Annotated in this window: 13 protein-coding genes and 1 pseudogene; 11 read left to right on the top strand and 3 right to left on the bottom strand. The window is 64.0% G+C overall.

Annotated elements, in window-relative coordinates; all coding sequences use genetic code 11:
* The gene (locus RR42_RS28370; RefSeq protein ID WP_043354874.1) at positions 1 to 2,106 is read right to left on the bottom strand and encodes an acetate--CoA ligase family protein; all 2,106 of its coding nucleotides are present in this window, start codon (positions 2,104 to 2,106) and stop codon (positions 1 to 3) included.
* Positions 2,107 to 2,415: 309 nt separating this feature from the next.
* On the opposite strand from RR42_RS28370, the gene RR42_RS28365 reads away from it, so the two are divergent.
* From RR42_RS28365 to RR42_RS28320, 10 genes are all read left to right on the top strand, one after another.
* Positions 2,416 to 3,366, top strand: a complete 951-nt coding sequence (locus tag RR42_RS28365) for a GntR family transcriptional regulator (RefSeq protein ID WP_236702218.1) — start codon at positions 2,416 to 2,418, stop codon at positions 3,364 to 3,366.
* Positions 3,367 to 3,450: 84 nt separating this feature from the next.
* Positions 3,451 to 3,780, top strand: a complete 330-nt coding sequence (locus RR42_RS28360; RefSeq protein WP_236702217.1) for a RidA family protein — start codon at positions 3,451 to 3,453, stop codon at positions 3,778 to 3,780.
* A 5-nt stretch (positions 3,781 to 3,785) separates the two neighbouring features.
* Positions 3,786 to 4,790, top strand: a complete 1,005-nt coding sequence (locus RR42_RS28355; protein ID WP_043354869.1) for an amidohydrolase family protein — start codon at positions 3,786 to 3,788, stop codon at positions 4,788 to 4,790.
* Between the two features lie 2 nt (positions 4,791 to 4,792).
* Positions 4,793 to 6,031 carry an aromatic ring-hydroxylating dioxygenase subunit alpha gene (locus RR42_RS28350; RefSeq protein ID WP_043354868.1) on the top strand — a complete coding sequence of 413 codons (1,239 nt, stop codon included), beginning with the start codon at positions 4,793 to 4,795 and terminating at the stop codon, positions 6,029 to 6,031.
* Positions 6,032 to 6,069: 38 nt separating this feature from the next.
* Positions 6,070 to 7,053, top strand: coding sequence for a tripartite tricarboxylate transporter substrate-binding protein (locus RR42_RS28345; protein WP_043354866.1), 984 nt, complete (start codon positions 6,070 to 6,072; stop codon positions 7,051 to 7,053).
* Between the two features lie 25 nt (positions 7,054 to 7,078).
* Positions 7,079 to 8,362 carry an aromatic ring-hydroxylating dioxygenase subunit alpha gene (locus RR42_RS28340; protein WP_043354865.1) on the top strand — a complete coding sequence of 428 codons (1,284 nt, stop codon included), beginning with the start codon at positions 7,079 to 7,081 and terminating at the stop codon, positions 8,360 to 8,362.
* Positions 8,363 to 8,411: 49 nt separating this feature from the next.
* A complete protein-coding gene (locus RR42_RS28335) occupies positions 8,412 to 9,380 on the top strand; it encodes a PDR/VanB family oxidoreductase (protein WP_043354864.1) in 969 nt (322 codons plus the stop codon).
* A gap of 52 nt (positions 9,381 to 9,432) precedes the next feature.
* Positions 9,433 to 10,230 (top strand): crotonase/enoyl-CoA hydratase family protein, encoded by a 798-nt coding sequence (locus tag RR42_RS28330; RefSeq protein ID WP_043354862.1) that lies wholly within the window; start codon positions 9,433 to 9,435, stop codon positions 10,228 to 10,230.
* 8 nt (positions 10,231 to 10,238) lie between these two features.
* Complete coding sequence (locus RR42_RS28325; RefSeq protein ID WP_043358128.1) at positions 10,239 to 11,606, top strand: 3-hydroxyacyl-CoA dehydrogenase; 1,368 nt, start codon at positions 10,239 to 10,241, stop codon at positions 11,604 to 11,606.
* A gap of 223 nt (positions 11,607 to 11,829) precedes the next feature.
* Positions 11,830 to 12,900 (top strand): porin, encoded by a 1,071-nt coding sequence (locus RR42_RS28320; protein WP_043354860.1) that lies wholly within the window; start codon positions 11,830 to 11,832, stop codon positions 12,898 to 12,900.
* A gap of 46 nt (positions 12,901 to 12,946) precedes the next feature.
* On the opposite strand, the gene RR42_RS28315 is transcribed toward RR42_RS28320, so the two are convergent.
* Positions 12,947 to 13,726 (bottom strand): GntR family transcriptional regulator, encoded by a 780-nt coding sequence (locus RR42_RS28315; RefSeq protein ID WP_236702216.1) that lies wholly within the window; start codon positions 13,724 to 13,726, stop codon positions 12,947 to 12,949.
* Between the two features lie 465 nt (positions 13,727 to 14,191).
* Here RR42_RS28315 and RR42_RS28310 point away from each other — a divergent pair.
* A pseudogene (locus RR42_RS28310) lies at positions 14,192 to 14,770 on the top strand (fumarylacetoacetate hydrolase family protein); the annotation flags it as partial.
* A 110-nt stretch (positions 14,771 to 14,880) separates the two neighbouring features.
* Here RR42_RS28310 and RR42_RS28305 read toward each other — a convergent pair.
* On the bottom strand, positions 14,881 to 16,299 hold the full coding sequence (locus RR42_RS28305; RefSeq protein WP_043354858.1) for an amino acid permease: 1,419 nt from the start codon (positions 16,297 to 16,299) through the stop codon (positions 14,881 to 14,883).
* Positions 16,300 to 16,372: the final 73 nt, after the last annotated feature.

Raw genomic sequence — 16,372 nt, 5'->3', positions numbered from 1 at the left:
TCAGGCGGCTGGGTTGCAGACCACCAGCGCATCGAGCGCCAGCACGCGGTCGGGATAGGCAACCAGCGGATTAATGTCGATCTCGGTAATCTGGGGATTGGCCCGCATCTGCTCGCCGACCAGCGCCACCACGCGCGCCACTGCCGGCACGTCCACCGCAGCCGCGCCACGGATACCCTTTAGCAAGGACGCGGCTTTCAGGCGCCCGAGTTCCTCCACGATGTCGGCTTCGGCCATGTCGGCGGGAATGAGGCGCACATCCTTCAAGGCTTCGATCCACACGCCGCCCAGTCCGACCAGCACCACAGGCCCCCAGTCGGCGTCGCGCTTGGCGCCCACCACGAGTTCCAGTCCGCGCGCGCCCATCGCCTCCACCAGCACGCCATCGAGCTGCAGATCGGGCCTGTGCGATGACACGTTCGCGTGCAGTTCCTGCCAGCCTGCCCGCAATGCCGCCTCGTCAGCCAGGCCGACGATCACGCCGCCGACATCGCTTTTGTGCGGCAGCGCGCTGGCTTGCGCCTTGATGACCACCGGGTAGCCGATCCGGGCGGCGATGCGCACCGCCTCGTCGGCGCTGCCAGCGAGCGCCCCCTCGGGCACCGCGATGCCCGCGGCCGCCAGCCAGGCCTTGCCCTGGTATTCGGCGAACACACCCGACGGCGGCAAGGGAGCCGGCAGCGGCAGCGCGTGCGCTGCGCCCTGGCTGGCTCGCACGGCACGCTGCAAGGCCTCGCCGTAAGCCGCCACGCGCGCCAGGGCGCGCAATGCCCGGTCGGGCGAGCGGAAGAAAGGCACACCGCTGGCACGGATCGCGTCCACGAAGAACGGCTCGATCGGGCCATTGTCGCCGGTGATTACCAGCACCGCCGGCTTGGCCGCCTGTGCAATGGCCGGCAGGATATGCTCGGCTTTATCACGCTGCGCCACCTCCGGGCCGGCCGGGATGCTCAACACAAGGCTGCCGATGTGCTCGTCGGCCAGCATGGCGAGCAGGATCTCGCCGATCAGCCCAGGCTGCCGTACGCCGATCGTGGTGTAGTCCAGCGGGTTCTCGGCTACCGCATAGCCCGGCAGCATCCCGGTGAGGCGCTGCGTCGTTGCTTCTGTCAGGGCGGGCAGTTCCAAGCCAAGCCCGTCGCAGAAGTCCAGCGCAATATTCTTCATTGCGCCGGACCCGGTCATAAAAGCCGGCCCGCCGCCAGGCGGAACCGGGAAACGCAGCAAGATTGCCGCTGCGTCAAAGAGCTCATCCAGGGAATCCACCAGTACCACCGCCTCCCGCGCCAGCGCCACCGAGGCGGTGGCATGATCGCCGGCAAGCGCGCCGGTGTGCGACTGGGCCGCCTCGCGCGCCCTTGCGCTCTTGCCGGGCATCAGCATCACGATAGGCTTGCCGACGGCGCGTGCCTGGCGCGCCAGTTGCAGAAAAAGCTGCGGCCGACGCACCTGCTCCGCGTAGACCGCAATCACTCGCGTCTGTGGATCTGCAATGTAATGCGCCAGCACGTCCTCGATGCCGACCGAGGCCTCATTGCCGGTCGACACCGTCGCCGTCAGCGGCAGGCCACGGCCAATCACAGCATCGCGCAGGTTGGCCGCCATGGCACCACTTTGCGCAACCACGCCGATGCCCGGACGGCCGTCGCACGGATACGGCTGTACCGGTTCGAAGGTGACGGGTACGCCTGCCTCGAAGTTGGTGAAACCCATGCAGTTGGGTCCCAGCAGCAGCATCCCGGCATCACGCGCCACAGCGGCAAGCTCGTCCTGCCTGGCCCGGCCTTCCTCACCCGCTTCGGCATAGCCGGAGGCAAACAACACTGCGGCATGCGTGTGCCGGGCAGCCAGTCCACGCACGGCCTCGAGCACACCCGACTCCGGAATCGCCAGCACCGCCAGATCGATCCCCTCAGGCAACTCCCCCACCGTCTTCACGCAATCCCGGCCGTTGATCTCGCTGCTGCCGCGGCTAACCAGGTGAATGGCGCCCGCATAGCCGAAGCGCTCCAGGTTGGCTAACACGAAACCGCCGAAGGAACGCGGGTCCGCGGACGCGCCGACGATGGCGATCGATTGCGGCTTGAGGATACGGTCTACCGTCATTGCGACGAGACCGGAACGATCGCTGACTGATGCTGGACTGCGCATGGGAACAGGGCCTTTTGAGATGGGATTCCCGCCGTGACCAGAAAGGTCTCAACCGCGGCGTTTTATCATTGTGGCATACCACAATGGTGTTTTCAATACACCAGAAGCAAGTATTGAAACCAAGGCCTCAGTGATTTCCCTGAGTGAATCTGGCTCGTCGCGGCGTGCGGCTCAGCAGCCGCCACTTGAACTCAATCGATCTTGGCACAGATCCCGCAACATCGCTAATTCCTTTATTTATAAGGCATTTCTGGAAGAGACAGGATGACTGTAGACGGCTTCGCAAGTGCCGTCAGCATCTCGTTTCAGTGCTGTTTCCGACCGGCAACCCCACAGCAATCGCTTGTTTCTCCGCGTTCCGAAAAATATTCTGTTTGCATACCAGAATTCTGTTGTTGTATATTTTCAGCAACCCCGGCGCGATGGCCGGCCTTGGCCCCCAATGCAAACCGTTTGATGACTTCACCCCCCGTTCGCACTCGCCCCCTCTCCAGTGAGGGAATGACCCTGTCCGCGGCAGCCGATCCAGAGCCGCGCGCGGGCCTCGCCAAGGACATTCTCGCCACCCTGGGGGAAGAAATCGAACAGGGCATCCTGGCGCCTGGCTGTGCGCTGGATGAGCGAGCGCTGGCGGTCCGCTTCAACGTGTCGCGCACGCCTGTCCGCGAAGCTTTGCAGCAGCTTGCGGCACGCGAACTGGTCAACATCGCGCCGCGCCAGTGCGCAATCGTGGCGCGGCTTTCAATCAGCAAAGTGCGGGCAATGCTCGAATACGTGGGAGAACTTGAGTCGCTGTGCGCCAGGCTCGCCGCCCGGCGTGGCGACGAAAGCCTGCACGCCGCGCTCGATGCGGGCATTCACCACTGCCGGCAAGCCGCGCAGACAGGCAGCCAGCAAGCCTATGCGGCCGCCAATGCCCTGTTCCACGAGGTGATTTACACAGGCTGCCGCAATACGTATCTGGCCGAGCATATCCGCCAGGCACGCAGGCGCTTGCAGCGCTACCGCACCCAGGATTTCCTGAACAGCAGCCAGATCGCCAAGTCTTTGAGCGACCACCAGGAGATCGCGCGCGCCATCCAGGCCGGTGACGAACCGCAGGCTGGTGCCGCGATGCTGTTGCATGTGCCCGCCGGCACCACCGGCTTTTCCGAGTTCCTGGCCACTGTGCCGATGAACTTCTTCGCAGGCGAAACCAGCAGCGACACTCCCTGACAGAGGTACTCCATGACACGTACGCTCCGCTCGCTAGATGTCCCCGGCCTGGCGCACAACGCGCCAATTCCGGTCGGCGCTCGCGTGGGCAACATCATCTGCTCCTCGGCGATAGCCGGGAAGGACCCCGCCACCGGCAGACTGCCGGCAGATGCCGCCGCGCAGGCGGAACTGGCTTTTTCGAATATGCAGCGGCTGCTTGAAGCCGGGGGCGCGACCTTCGCTGACCTGGTCAAACTCACCGTCTACGTGAAGGACAACAGCGTGCGCGAGGCCGTCAACGGTGAATGGCTGCACCACTTCCCGGACCCCCTCGACCGTCCCGCGCGGCACATCGTCGTACACGACCTCCAGCACGGCATGTTGCTACAACTTGAATGCATGGCCGTTGTGGCCAGCGAAACCAAAGGCTGAACCTCATGATCATCGATTCCCACGCGCATATCGTCATGCCTCCAGAAAGCTTCCGCTACATGGCGGAGCTGGTAGGAGGCCGTGCCAACCCGTCAACCACGCCGAAGGTTCCGGATGCTTCCGTGCGCAAGGTGGCCGAAGAACTGGTTCAGAGCATGGACAAGGTCGGCACCGACGTGCAGTTCATCTCGCCGCGTCCCTACCTGCAGATGCACTCGGTCAAGCCCGGCCGCGTGACCGAGTTGTGGTCGCGCCATTGCAACGACCTGATCGCACGCTTCGTGGCGCTGTTCCCGGACCGTTTCCGCGGTGTCGCGGGATTGCCTCAATACATGAATGAATCGCCCGCGCTGCGCGCGGTACCCGAGCTGGAGCGCTGCGTCAAGGAACTCGGTTTTGTCGGCTGCCTGATCAACCCCGATCCGACCGAAGGCGAAGGCCCCACGCCCCCCGGCCTGGGCGATCCGTTCTGGTATCCGCTCTACGATGCCATGACCCAGCTCGACGTACCGGGCCTGATCCACTCGGCCGGCAGCTGCAGCGCGCGCGAGTCCTATACCCTGAAGTTCATCAACGAAGAGAGCATTGCCATCGTCTCGCTGCTGGGCTCCAAGGTCTTCGACACATACCCGGGCCTGAAGATCGTCGTGGCACATGGCGGCGGCGCGATTCCCTACCAGATGGGACGTTTTCGCTCATGGTCGGTCCGCAAGGGCGAAACGGTGAGCTTCGACGAACAGCTCAAGCGCTTGTATTTCGACACCTGCAACTATTCCAAGGAAGCCATTGAGCTGCTGCTCAAGGTGGCCGGCACCGACAATGTGCTGTTTGGCACCGAGAAACCGGGCACCGGCAGCGCGCGCGACCCGGTTTCCGGGCGCGACTACGACGACATGAAGCCGGTGATCGAGAGCATTGACTGGCTCAGCGAGCAACAGCGCAGGAACATCTTCGAGTGCAATTGCACCCGCGTCTATTCGCGCGCTTTCCGCAAAGACGAGGCGTGCTGATCATGGCCATGACCCACGAAGACAACGAACTGCTCACCCGCGTGGAAAACGGCGCGCCGATGGGCGAGATGATTCGCCAGCACTACTGGATCCCGGCTGTACCCTCGGCCAAGCTGGTGGCGGACGGCGCACCGGTGCGCGTGCGGCTGCTGGGCACCAACTACGTGGCGTTTCGCGCCACCGATGGCCACGTTGGCATGCTCGACGAGCAGTGCCCGCATCGCAAGGCTTCCCTGCTGATGGGCCGCAACGAAGACAACGGCCTGCGTTGCATCTTTCACGGCTGGAAGCTCAATACCAGCGGCGATGTCATCGAAGCGCCGAACCACATGGGCGATCAGTCGCAGTTCTGCAAGCATGTGCGCGTCAACCGCTATCGCGTGGAAGAACGCGGCGGCATTGTCTGGGTCTGGCTGGGCAAAGGCGAGCACCCGCCCAGATTTCCCGACCTGCCGTTCACCCGCCTGCCGGAAGACCAGCGCTCGGTCACCAGCCAGGAAGTGCCCACCAACTGGGTGCAGGGCGTGGAAGCCTCGATGGATTCTTCGCACGTCGGCGTACTGCACGAATCCACCACGCAGATTACCGCCGGCGCGGGTAACGAACGCCTGCACATGACCCAGGCGCTAGCGCCGCGGCTGGAGTTCGAGGACATGCCTTACGGCTACCGTTACGCAGCCGTTCGTGCCCTGCCTGACGACAAGGTGTATGCCCGCGTCAACAACTTCGTCATGCCGTGGTACGGCATCATCTGCGCCCCCGATGCCAAGGGTCCTGGCACGGTGTTCTTCTCGACGCCGGTGGACGACGTCACGCACCGCGCGTGGTTCGTGCATTTCAACCCACACCGGCCATTGGGTATGACGGTGATGTCGGCCACCCCCGACGTGTGGGGCTTCCCGCCGCTCCCGCCGGGCGGGCCGGAGAACAATTGGGGCCAGAACCGTGACCTGATGAAACGCGGCCATGCCACCGGTTTCCCGCAGCACCTGGGCACCGAAGACTTTGCCATGTTTATCGGCCAGGGGCCCATCGTGGATCGCACCACCGAACAGCTCTGCTCGGCCGATGGTGCGGTGCTGCGCGTGCGGCAGGCTCTGCTCAAGTCCGTGCGCGAGTTCACGGCGGGCAAGACGCCGACGCTGGCTGACAACCCCGATCTCGACTACGCCAAGGCGACCTCCGTCGGTGGCGTGCTGCCGGCAGGCAGCGACTGGCGCACGCTGACGCTAACGCCCTGAGCCATCCGCCCCGTTACAAGAAAAATACGGAGACAAGCATGACAAGCTACCGCCGACGCCGGCTGCTGCTGGCGGCGTGCGCGGGCCTCGCCGCGCCTGCCGCGACGTACGCCGGCATGCAGGGAAAGCCCGTGATCCGCATCCTGCTGGGGCTTCCTCCGGGTGGCGGCACCGACGCGATCGCCCGTTACTTCGCCGACTGGCTGCCGCAGGTCCTGGAGCAGCCGGTCATCATCGAAAGCCATGTCGGCGTCGGCGGCCGTCTCGCCGCGGACGCGCTGATGGCGGCGAAGCCGGATGGCCTCACCTACATGATTGCCCCCAATGCAACGCCGACCTTCCAGACACTGGTCTTCGGGCCGCAACTCAAGTGGAACCTCTGGCGCGACTTTGCGCCAGTGGCCGGCCTGGTCTCCTATCCATTGGGGATGGCGGTACGGACGGATACAGGCATCAGCAATGCGCGCGAATTCGTACAGTGGGTCAGGAAGCATCCCGAGAACGCCGTCTTTGGCACGCCGGGACTGGGTGGCATGAACCACTTCCTCGGGATGCAGTTCGCCAGGGCGGCCGGCATCGCGCTGTCGGTGGCGCCCTACAAGGGCACGCCGCCGCTGATCAACGACCTGGTCGGCGGCCACGTGCCCGCGGCCGTGACGTTGCTCGACGACATGCTCAAGTACCACCGCGCCGGCAAGGTGCGGATGATCGGAATTTTCAGCGCGAAGCGCTCGCCTCTGGCTCCGGATATCCCGACCATGGTCGAGCAAGGCATCAACGTGACTTCCGGCGACGGCTGGACCGCCATGTGGGCGCCCGCCGGAACCCCGGGCACCGAGCTGGAACGGATGCAGCAGGCGTTGCGCAAGATTCTGTCCATGCCGCAAACCACCGAGTTCCTGATGAAGCGCCTGGCGGTAGTGCCGGACTTTCTCGACGCACAGGACATGGCCCGCCGGCAGCGCGCGGAGCTCGCGACCTGGGAACCCATCATCAAGGCCTCCGGCTTCAAGCCGGAATAGCTGGTTTATTTGCAGGAATACGCCAATGCTTAGCGAGGAAAAGAATCGTCAGCTGACCCAAGTGGGGCCAGACACGCCAATGGGCGAAGTGTTGAGGCGACACTGGCACCCGATCGCCGGCATCGACGAGCTGGATCGCAACCCCATCAAACCGGTGCGCCTGATGGGTGAGGACCTGGTGCTCTACAAGGACCTGAGCGGCACCTACGGTCTGGTTGACCGGCATTGCGCGCACCGCCGCGCCGACCTGGCCTACGGCTACGTCGAGCAATGCGGACTGCGCTGTAACTACCACGGCTGGCAATACGACCAGCAGGGCCGCTGCGTAGATCAGCCCTTCGAGCAGATGGTCGACCCGCATTGCAGGCTGAAAGCGCGCGTGCGCCTCAAGGCCTACCAGGTCCAGGCCAAGGCTGGCATGCTATGGGCATATATGGGCCCACAGCCAGCGCCCCTGCTACCGGACTGGGAGCCGTTCAGCTGGCGCAACGGCTTCGTACAGGTGGTTTTTGCCGAGGTGCCCTGCAACTGGCTGCAAGCACAGGAAAACTCCATCGATCCCGTGCACTTCGAGTGGATGCACGCCAACTGGGGACGGCGGCTGCGCGGCGATTCCGCAGGCTACGCGCCACGGCACCAGCGGCTCGATTTCGAGGAATTCGAGCACGGCTTTCTCTACAAACGCATCAGCGAAGACACGGACGAGCACCACCCGCTTTGGACCATCGGCCGCGTCTGCCTGTGGCCCAACGGGTTCTTTCTTGGCGACCACATCGAATGGCGTGTTCCCGTCGACGACGAGAACACGCTGAGTGTGACCTGGTCCTTCATCCGCGTGCCGCGCGAGGCCGAGCCCTACGAGCAAGCCGTGATCCCTTCGTGGACCAGTCCGATCCGCGACGCGCGCACCGGCCGATGGATCTCAAGCCATGTCATCAACCAGGACATCATCGCCTGGGTCGGCCAGGGCCGTGTCACCGACCGCAGCCAGGAGAACCTCGGGGCCAGCGACCGCGGCATCGCCATGATCCGCCGCCGCCTGCTCGACGATATCGACGCCGTGGCGCAGGGCCGGGATCCCAAGGGGCTGATCCGCGATCCGCAGGCCAACCATCGCGTGATGCTGCCCTGCGACTCGCGCGCCTTCTTCCTGGAGGGCCTGGCGCTGGAGCAGTACGCCAGCCATCCGAAGTGGAACAAGCTGTTGTTCCACTTCATTTTTCACGCCGGCCAGCCAGACGAGGTCAAGCGCGCCTACGAGGCAGCCACGGGCGTGAAGCTCAAGGACATTGACGTGGTCGAGATCTAGCCAGGGCCATCCGCCACGAACCCACACAGGCCCACCCCGGGAGACACCCATGAGCATTACCGAGACACTGCAAGTCAGGGTCAAATCCATTACCTGGGAAGCGGAAGGCATCCTTAGCTACGAACTCTGGCCGGTAGCCCCGCACAAGGAGCTACCTCCGTTCGAAGCCGGGGCGCACATCGACGTGCATCTGCCCAACGGCTTGATCCGCAACTATTCCCTGTTCAACTCGCCGCAAGAACGGCACCGCTACCTGATCGGCGTCAACAAGGACCCGCAGAGCCGCGGCGGCTCGCGCTATCTGCACGAAGTGCTACGCCCGGGCGACACCCTGACCGTCAGTGCACCGCGCAATAACTTCCCGCTCGATGAAGCGGCCGCGTCGAGCGTCTTCATTGCCGGCGGCATCGGCATCACGCCGGTCCTCGGCATGATCCGCCGCCTGCAGGCGCTGGGCCGGCCGTGGCAGCTCTTCTACGCGGCACGCACACGCAAGAATGCCGCCTTCGTCGAGACCCTGCAGGCACTGCGGGACGATGCCGGGGCCACGCTCCAACTCAGCTTCGACCGCGAGCCCGGTGCCAGCATGCTCGACATCCCCGCCATCACCAACGCGCTGCCGGCCGGCGCCCATGTCTACTGCTGCGGCCCGCTGCCCATGCTGGACGCCTTCGAGCAAGCCACCGCTGGCCTGCCGCCCGAGCGAGTGCACAGGGAATACTTCGCTGCACGCGAGAGTGCCGCCACCGCAGGCGGCTTCACCGTCGAACTGGTGCGCAGTGGCCGCAGCATCGAGGTAGCCAGCGGACAGACCATTCTCGACTGTCTGCTCAATGCCGGCATCGAGCCGCCCTACTCGTGCCAGGAAGGCATTTGCGGCACCTGCGAGGTACGCGTGCTCGCAGGGTTGCCGGACCACCGCGACCTGGTGCTCAGCGAAGCGGAAAAGGCGTCGAATCAACGCATGATGATCTGCTGTTCAGGCGCAAAGGGCAGCAAGCTTGTGCTGGATCTCTAGTCCTGCAGAACCCACGAAAACCCCGATTTCCCTACGCAATGGAATTGCAAATATGAGCGACGAACTCGTTACGTACGAACTCGATGGCCCGGTCGCACTGATCGGCCTGAACCGCCCCGACAAGCGCAACGCCATCAATGAAGACGTGGTGTGCGCCCTGCGCGATGCCGTGATACGCGCTGGCGAGGAAGCCGACGTCGGCGTGCTGTTCGGGCATGGCAGCAACTTCTGCGCAGGCCTGGACCTGAAGGAAGCGCTGGCGCGTGCGGCCGGCGAGGCCCCGCGCCCGCGCAAACGCCGGCGCCATTCATGGCACGAGGTGTTCGACATCATCGCCCGCGGCCCCATCCCGTTCGTTGCTGCGCTGCATGGCGCCGTGGTGGGCGGCGGCCTCGAACTGGCCACCGCGGCGCACATCCGCGTGGCGGACGAATCGGCGTTCTTCGGTCTGCCCGAAGGCCAGCGCGGCATCTTCGTCGGCGGAGGCGGCACGGTCCGCGTGCAGCGGGTGGTCGGCTACACCGTCATGGCCGACATGATGCTGACCGGCCGGCTGCTTACGGCAACCGAAGGGGAGCGCGAGCATATCGTGCGCTACGTCGTGCCGACCGGCGATGCACTCGATAAGGCGCGTGAGCTGGCGGCAAAGATCGCGCGAAACACGCCTGACACCAACTGGCGGATCACCAACCTGTTGCCGCGCATCAACGACCTGTCACACGACGACGGCCTGTTCATGGAGTACCTGAACTCCAACATGGCGCGCGCCCCGGAAACCGCCGAGCGCCTGCGCGAATTCGTCGAAGGGCGAGCCAAGCCGCTCGTCGCCCCCGGAACCCAACTGGACTGAGAATGACCATGACGACTACGTCTGCCGACAACGACGCCCGCACACAGCCCGACGCACAGGCGCAGCGTGATGCCGCGGCGGCCCATATCCGCTTCGCCGAGGCCGAGGCGGCAAAGATTCCCGACATCCCGGCCAGCCTGCCGCTGCGCCCGATCGGCAATGTGGCCGTGATCGGCGCAGGAACCATGGGCGGCGGCATCGCCATGGCGCTCGCCAATATCGGCATACCGGTGACCCTGATCGACAGCGGCCAGGAAGCCCTGGATGGCGGCCTGCGCCGGGTGCGCGACAACTATGCCGGCAGCGTGTCGCGCGGACGGCTGGAACAGGCTGAAATGGAACGGCGCATTGCCCTGATCCGCGGCTCGGTCGATATGGCACATGCAAGGCACGCAGACCTCGTGATCGAGGCCGTCTTCGAGGATCTGGCGCTCAAACAGCAGATATTCCACCAGCTCGATACCATCGCCAGGCCGGGGGCAATCCTCGCCACCAACACCTCCGGGCTGGACGTCGACGCTATCGCAGCAGTCACGCAAAGGCCTCAGGATGTGGTAGGTGCCCATTTCTTCAGCCCGGCGCACGTCATGCGCCTGCTGGAAGTCGTGCGCGCGCGGCAAACCGCGCCGGACGTCGTCGCCACGCTGATGGATCTCGGCCGGCGCATGGGCAAGATCTCCGTTCTCGCGCGGATCTATCCCGGTTTTATCGGCAATGCGCTGTTCCGCAATTACACGCGCGAAGCCCACTTCCTGCTCGAAGAAGGCGCATTACCCCACCAGGTGGACCAGGCGTTGACGCGCTTTGGCTATGCCATGGGCATCTTCGCCGTTCACGACATGGCTGGCAACGATGTTGGCTACCAGACCCGCAAGGCGCAGATGGCGACACGGCCTGACGATCGGCGCTGGAACGACCTGATCATGAAGCTGACAGAGATGGGACGGCTAGGGCAAAAGAGTGGAGCCGGCTGGTACCGGTATGAGACAGGCAACCGCACGCCGCTGCGGGATCCGGCGGTCGAAGACTTCATCGTTCGCGAGTCGGCCCGGCTCGGGATCGCGCGCCAATCAATTTCCGAGGAGGAGATCATCAAACGCTGCCTCTACGGCATGATCAACGAGGGCGCGAGACTCCTCGAGCAAGGCATCGCGCTGCGCCCAAGCGATATCGACATCGTCTACGTCACCGGCTATGGATTCCCGGCTCGCCACGGCGGGCCGATGTACTACGCCGACCGCATCGGGCTTGCCAAGGTCTATGCGGACATCAAGCTCTTCCACGAACAGCATGGCTTCTGGTGGCAGCCCGCCCCCCTGCTTGAACGCCTGGCTCGAGATAACGGGCGCTTTGCCGATCTACAAGTGCGCACCTGAAAACAAGCGGGCAGGCCGTGGGCTTGGTGCCGATGGCCCAACTGCTGCGCCTACCGCCTCTGCCTGGCATTGCGCTTATGAGCCCGGCATCGTGTATTCACCAAGCAACATTAACGTATACCACTAACATATATATACATACCACTATGCGATTATGGAATCCGGAAGGCCAATACGGAAACCGACCTAAGCGCAACGTGGATCAACACGGAGGAGATTGTTCATGAAGAAATGTATCGTCGGCGTTGGATGCGCCATCGCAAGCATCGCGGCGTTTGCCCAGTCATCGGTCACCCTGTATGGGGTGGTCGATGCCAATATCGAGTACAGCAACCACAACCTGGGGAGCGGTCCTAACGGACAATCCAAGGTCGCGCTGAATTCCGGTGGATTGTCGCCGAGCCGCTGGGGCATGCGCGGCACCGAAGATCTCGGCGGAGGGAACAAGGCGATCTTTGCCCTGGAAAGTGGCTTCAACATCGACACCGGCACATCCGGGCAGGGCGGGTTGTTGTTCGGGCGCCAGGCATGGGTGGGGCTTGCATCCGGCAACCATCAGCTAACGCTCGGGCGACAATACACGTCGCTCTTCCTGATCATGGCGAACTACTCGCCCACCGCATATGCCACGCTGTATGAACCCGTGACGCAGATTGCCGGCGCGTCGCTGCGGGAAAACAATATGGTGAAGTACCACGGCAGTTTCGGCCCCCTGACGACAGAAGCGCACTGGAGCTTCGGCGAGCAACCCGGTTCGACGCAAGGCTCGGCCGGCTATGGCGCGGGCGTTGATTATTCGTTCGGATCAGGCGGCATCGCCATCGCGTACGACAATGTGAATGGTCCTGCGACCGGCGGCAACTACACGCGGGCCCAGAAGGCGGCGCTCGGCGTGCGTTACCAGATCACACCGAGTTTGCTCGCCCAGGCCGCCTACCGCTATGGGAAGAACGACGCGCCGGCTGCCGGGACGGTCGCGCGCGACGACATCTTTTGGCTGGGCTTGAACTACCAGGCAACTCAGGCGCTGGCATTGACAGGGGTGGTCTACTACGACAACCTGCGTGCCTTGCGCACTGCGACCGGCAGCACCAATCCGAGCAATCCGTGGCAACTCACGCTCGTCGCGGACTATTCGCTGTCCAAGCGCACGGACGTTTACCTGAGCACCGCATACACGAAAAACGCCGCGCTGAACTTCGAGAACCTCAACGGTGCCATTGCTGCCTATCAGATCGCCGCCAATGAGCACAATCAGATCGGGGTTGCCGTCGGCATGCGGCATAAGTTCTGAGTGCGGCAGCGGCGCCCGGGCGGCGCCGCTGCCCGGAATCAGCGAATCAACCGGCAGAGGCGCGGCTCAGGCCGCGCCTGGCTCGCGGCTTGGCGTCGCCCTCCTCCCCCGTAACGCCGCCCCTTGACCGCTTGGCACCGGTTGCTGCAGCGGGAGGTGAACTACCCAGCCCCGACTCGCCTTCGAGGTAACTCGCAGGCAGTGTCGAGAGAAACTCGGAAAATCCGGTGGTCCCCACCGGCGCATGCTGGAGCATGGCGTCATGCGCAGCCACCTCATCGCCATGGAGAATCGCGTCAGCCAGTTTCCGATGGTCTTGCAAGGCTTTCTGCCGTTGCGCCGGCGTCAAGAAGATCTTTGGCCGATAACGCTGCATCAGGCGCCTGATACTGTGAATCTGCTGGGCAAGGTATTCGTTGTGGCTACCGGCATAGATCAGGTCATGGAATGTAGCATTGGCCTCGGCAAATTGCTTCCCATTGTTTTCGTTGGACGCCTCGACGCACTGCGCCATGCTCGCCTCGAGAGACGCGCGCTGCTCGTCATCCATCCGCCGCGCCGCGAGCTTGGCAGCGACGGCCTCGAGCTCGCCGAGCAGTTCCAGCGTTTCACGTAGCTGCGTGATGGACAGCCGCGACACGAAGACGCCGACACGGGGCGCGATGCGCACGAGATTCTGCGCCGCAAGCTGCTGCAAGGCCTCGCGCACCGGCGTACGGGATACGCCAAAGCGCTCAGCCAGCGTGCGCTCGTCCAGCAGCGCCCCCGGCGGTAGCGTACCACTCTCGATCTCGGCCTCAATGGCAGCCTTGATCTCGGCGGCCATGCTCTGTTTTGGTTGTAGCGTCATAGAGAATATTGGTCAGCGAAAACTGCAGGGATCTCATACTGCACGAACCAGACAAGGCGCCCGGCACGGCTCATGCGTTCGAGAGATCGTACCACCATGTAAGTATACCAAATGTTACCGTTGGCATTCCAATCGTCAATATGTGGATGTCGCCCATCGCCCCAGACTAAAGCGTTTGGTCCGTCGAGCACTGAGCTCACACCCCCGATGGCCGCCCATGGGGGTATCGGGCATGGGTGCCGCAGGTCCACGTACAGCCCTATGAACGAAACAAGGCGCCACATGCGCTCGTCCACGGCAATCCCGGCGCGGTGAGCGCCCGTACATCACGTTCTACCGCGTACGCTATACCAACGAGCGACTCGCCAGGAGCAGCGGAGGGTACCGGCAACTCGACAAGTTGAATGAACGGTACCAAGATGGAGCGCGCGGAGGCTATGCAATCACCCGATCGTGTTGCCGCAGGGCTCGGTCAAGAGCGACTGGGAGGTGGAACTCGGGGTGGTGATCGGCACCCGCGCCCGCTATGTCAGCGAGGCCGATGCCCTGAGGCACGTAGCGGGCTACTGCACCATCGACGATGTGTCGGGGCGCGAGTACCAGCTCGAGCGCGGCGGCACCTGGGGCAAGGGCAAGGGCAAGGGCAAGGGCAAGGGCAAGGGCAAGGGCAAGGGATGCGACACCTTCGGTCCCATCGGCCCGTGGCTCGTGAGCGCCGACGAGGTCGGTGACCCGCAAGACCTCTCGATGTGGCTCGACGTGAACGGTGAGCGCCAGCAGGCCGGCAACACCCGCACCATGATCTTCACGGTGGCCCAGCTGGTCAGTTACCTAAGCCGTTTCATGACACTGTAGCCGGGTGACCTGATCACCACCGGCACACCACCCGGCGTGGGCATGGGCAAGACGCCGCGGCCCCAGTTCCTGAAGCCGGACGACGTCATCACCCTGGGCATCGAGCGGCTTGGCGAGCAGAAACAGACCGTGTTTGCCCAGGATCCGAAGTTGATCCACGGATAAAGCCGTGCCGCTGCCCAAGCCGATCGACCCGCGCCATTCCGGGGTTCCGTGATGCCGCGGCAGCGGCGCGCCCCGCCGCGTGGGAACACCGGCGGCGCGCGGGACTGTGATCAAGCAGACTTCTGGACATGCCCCTCAAGCAGCGCACGCGATTTGGTGAAGCGATAGCCGATGCCGAGCAGCGCGAACCACACGGGTGCCACGTAGAGCGCCACCCGGGTACCCGGATCGAGCGACAGCAGCACCGCAACCGCGATCATGAAAGCGACCACCAGCCAGTTGGCATAAGGCGCGCCAGGCATGCGAAACGCCACCGCCTTGACCCGGCCGGCGGCGATTGCCTTGCGATAGCCGAGGTGGGCAATCATGATGATCGACCAGGTCCACAGCGAACCGACCAGCGAAATGCTAGTGACCCAGACGAAGACCTGCTCCGGCACGATGTAGTTGAGCAGCACGCCGATGCCCATCAGCGCGGCAGAGAACGTGATGGCGATGGAGGGCACATGCTTGCTGCTGACCCTGCCGAAGGCGCGCGGCGCCTGGCCAAACTGCGCCAGCGTGTACAGCATGCGCCCGGTGCTGAAGATGCCGCTGTTGCACGATGAGGCTGCCGCCGTGATGACGACCAGATTGACGATCGCGGCCGCCCCCGGGACGCCGATCCTCTCGAACACGTAGACGAACGGGCTGACGCCGGGCTTCAGTTCATTCCAGGGCACCAGCGCCATCATGATGATCAGCGCGCCAACGTAGAAGATCAGGATGCGCCAGACGACGCCGTTGGTCGCATGCGGCAACACTTTCTCGGGATTCTGCGCTTCCCCCGCGGTGACACCGATCAGTTCCACGCCCTGATAGGCGAACATGACGATCTGCAAGGTCAGCACCACGCCGAGCGTCCCGAACGGCATGAAGCCGCCATGCGTCCACAGGTTCGAGAAGCTGGCGGTCGGGCCGAGCGGTGTCACGCCGAAGAAGATGATCGCCAACCCGATCACGATCATGGCGACGATGGTCACCACCTTGATCAGCGCGAACCAGAATTCCAGCTCGCCGAATACCGCGACTGCGACGCAATTCACCAGGTACAGCACCGCCAGGGTGGCCAGCGCCGGTATCCACTGCGGCACGTCCGGGAACCAGTAGTGCACGTAGACTGCGACCGCTGTGATCTCGGCCATCCCGGTGACCACCCACATGAACCAGTACGACCAGCCGGTGGCGAAGCCGGCAAAGGGGCCGACAAACTCCTCGGCGTAGGTTGCAAAGGATCCGCTCACCGGGCGGTACAGCAGCAACTCGCCCAGCGCCCGCATGATGAAGAAGATCGCCACGCCGCCGATGGCATAACTCAGCATCAGCCCCGGGCCGGCGATGGCGATCGCGCGCCCCGCACCCAGAAACAATCCGACACCGATGGCGCCGCCAATTGCGATCATCTGGATGTGCCGGTCCTTGAGCCCGCGATGGAGATCCTTCTCCTCGTGGACCCGCTCTTCGTTGAGCAGTTTCCTTACGTCAGTCATATTGATCTCCACTCAGACCCGCGAACGCTTGTCAGCACCCGCACGGCTCTCACCCGTGAATTGGTTCGGGGGC

This window comes from Cupriavidus basilensis (genome assembly GCF_000832305.1).
In the GTDB taxonomy this organism is placed as follows: domain Bacteria; phylum Pseudomonadota; class Gammaproteobacteria; order Burkholderiales; family Burkholderiaceae; genus Cupriavidus; species Cupriavidus basilensis_F.
The sequence above is the reverse complement of the archived record's forward strand: the minus strand, read 5'-3'. Positions and strand labels throughout refer to the sequence as shown.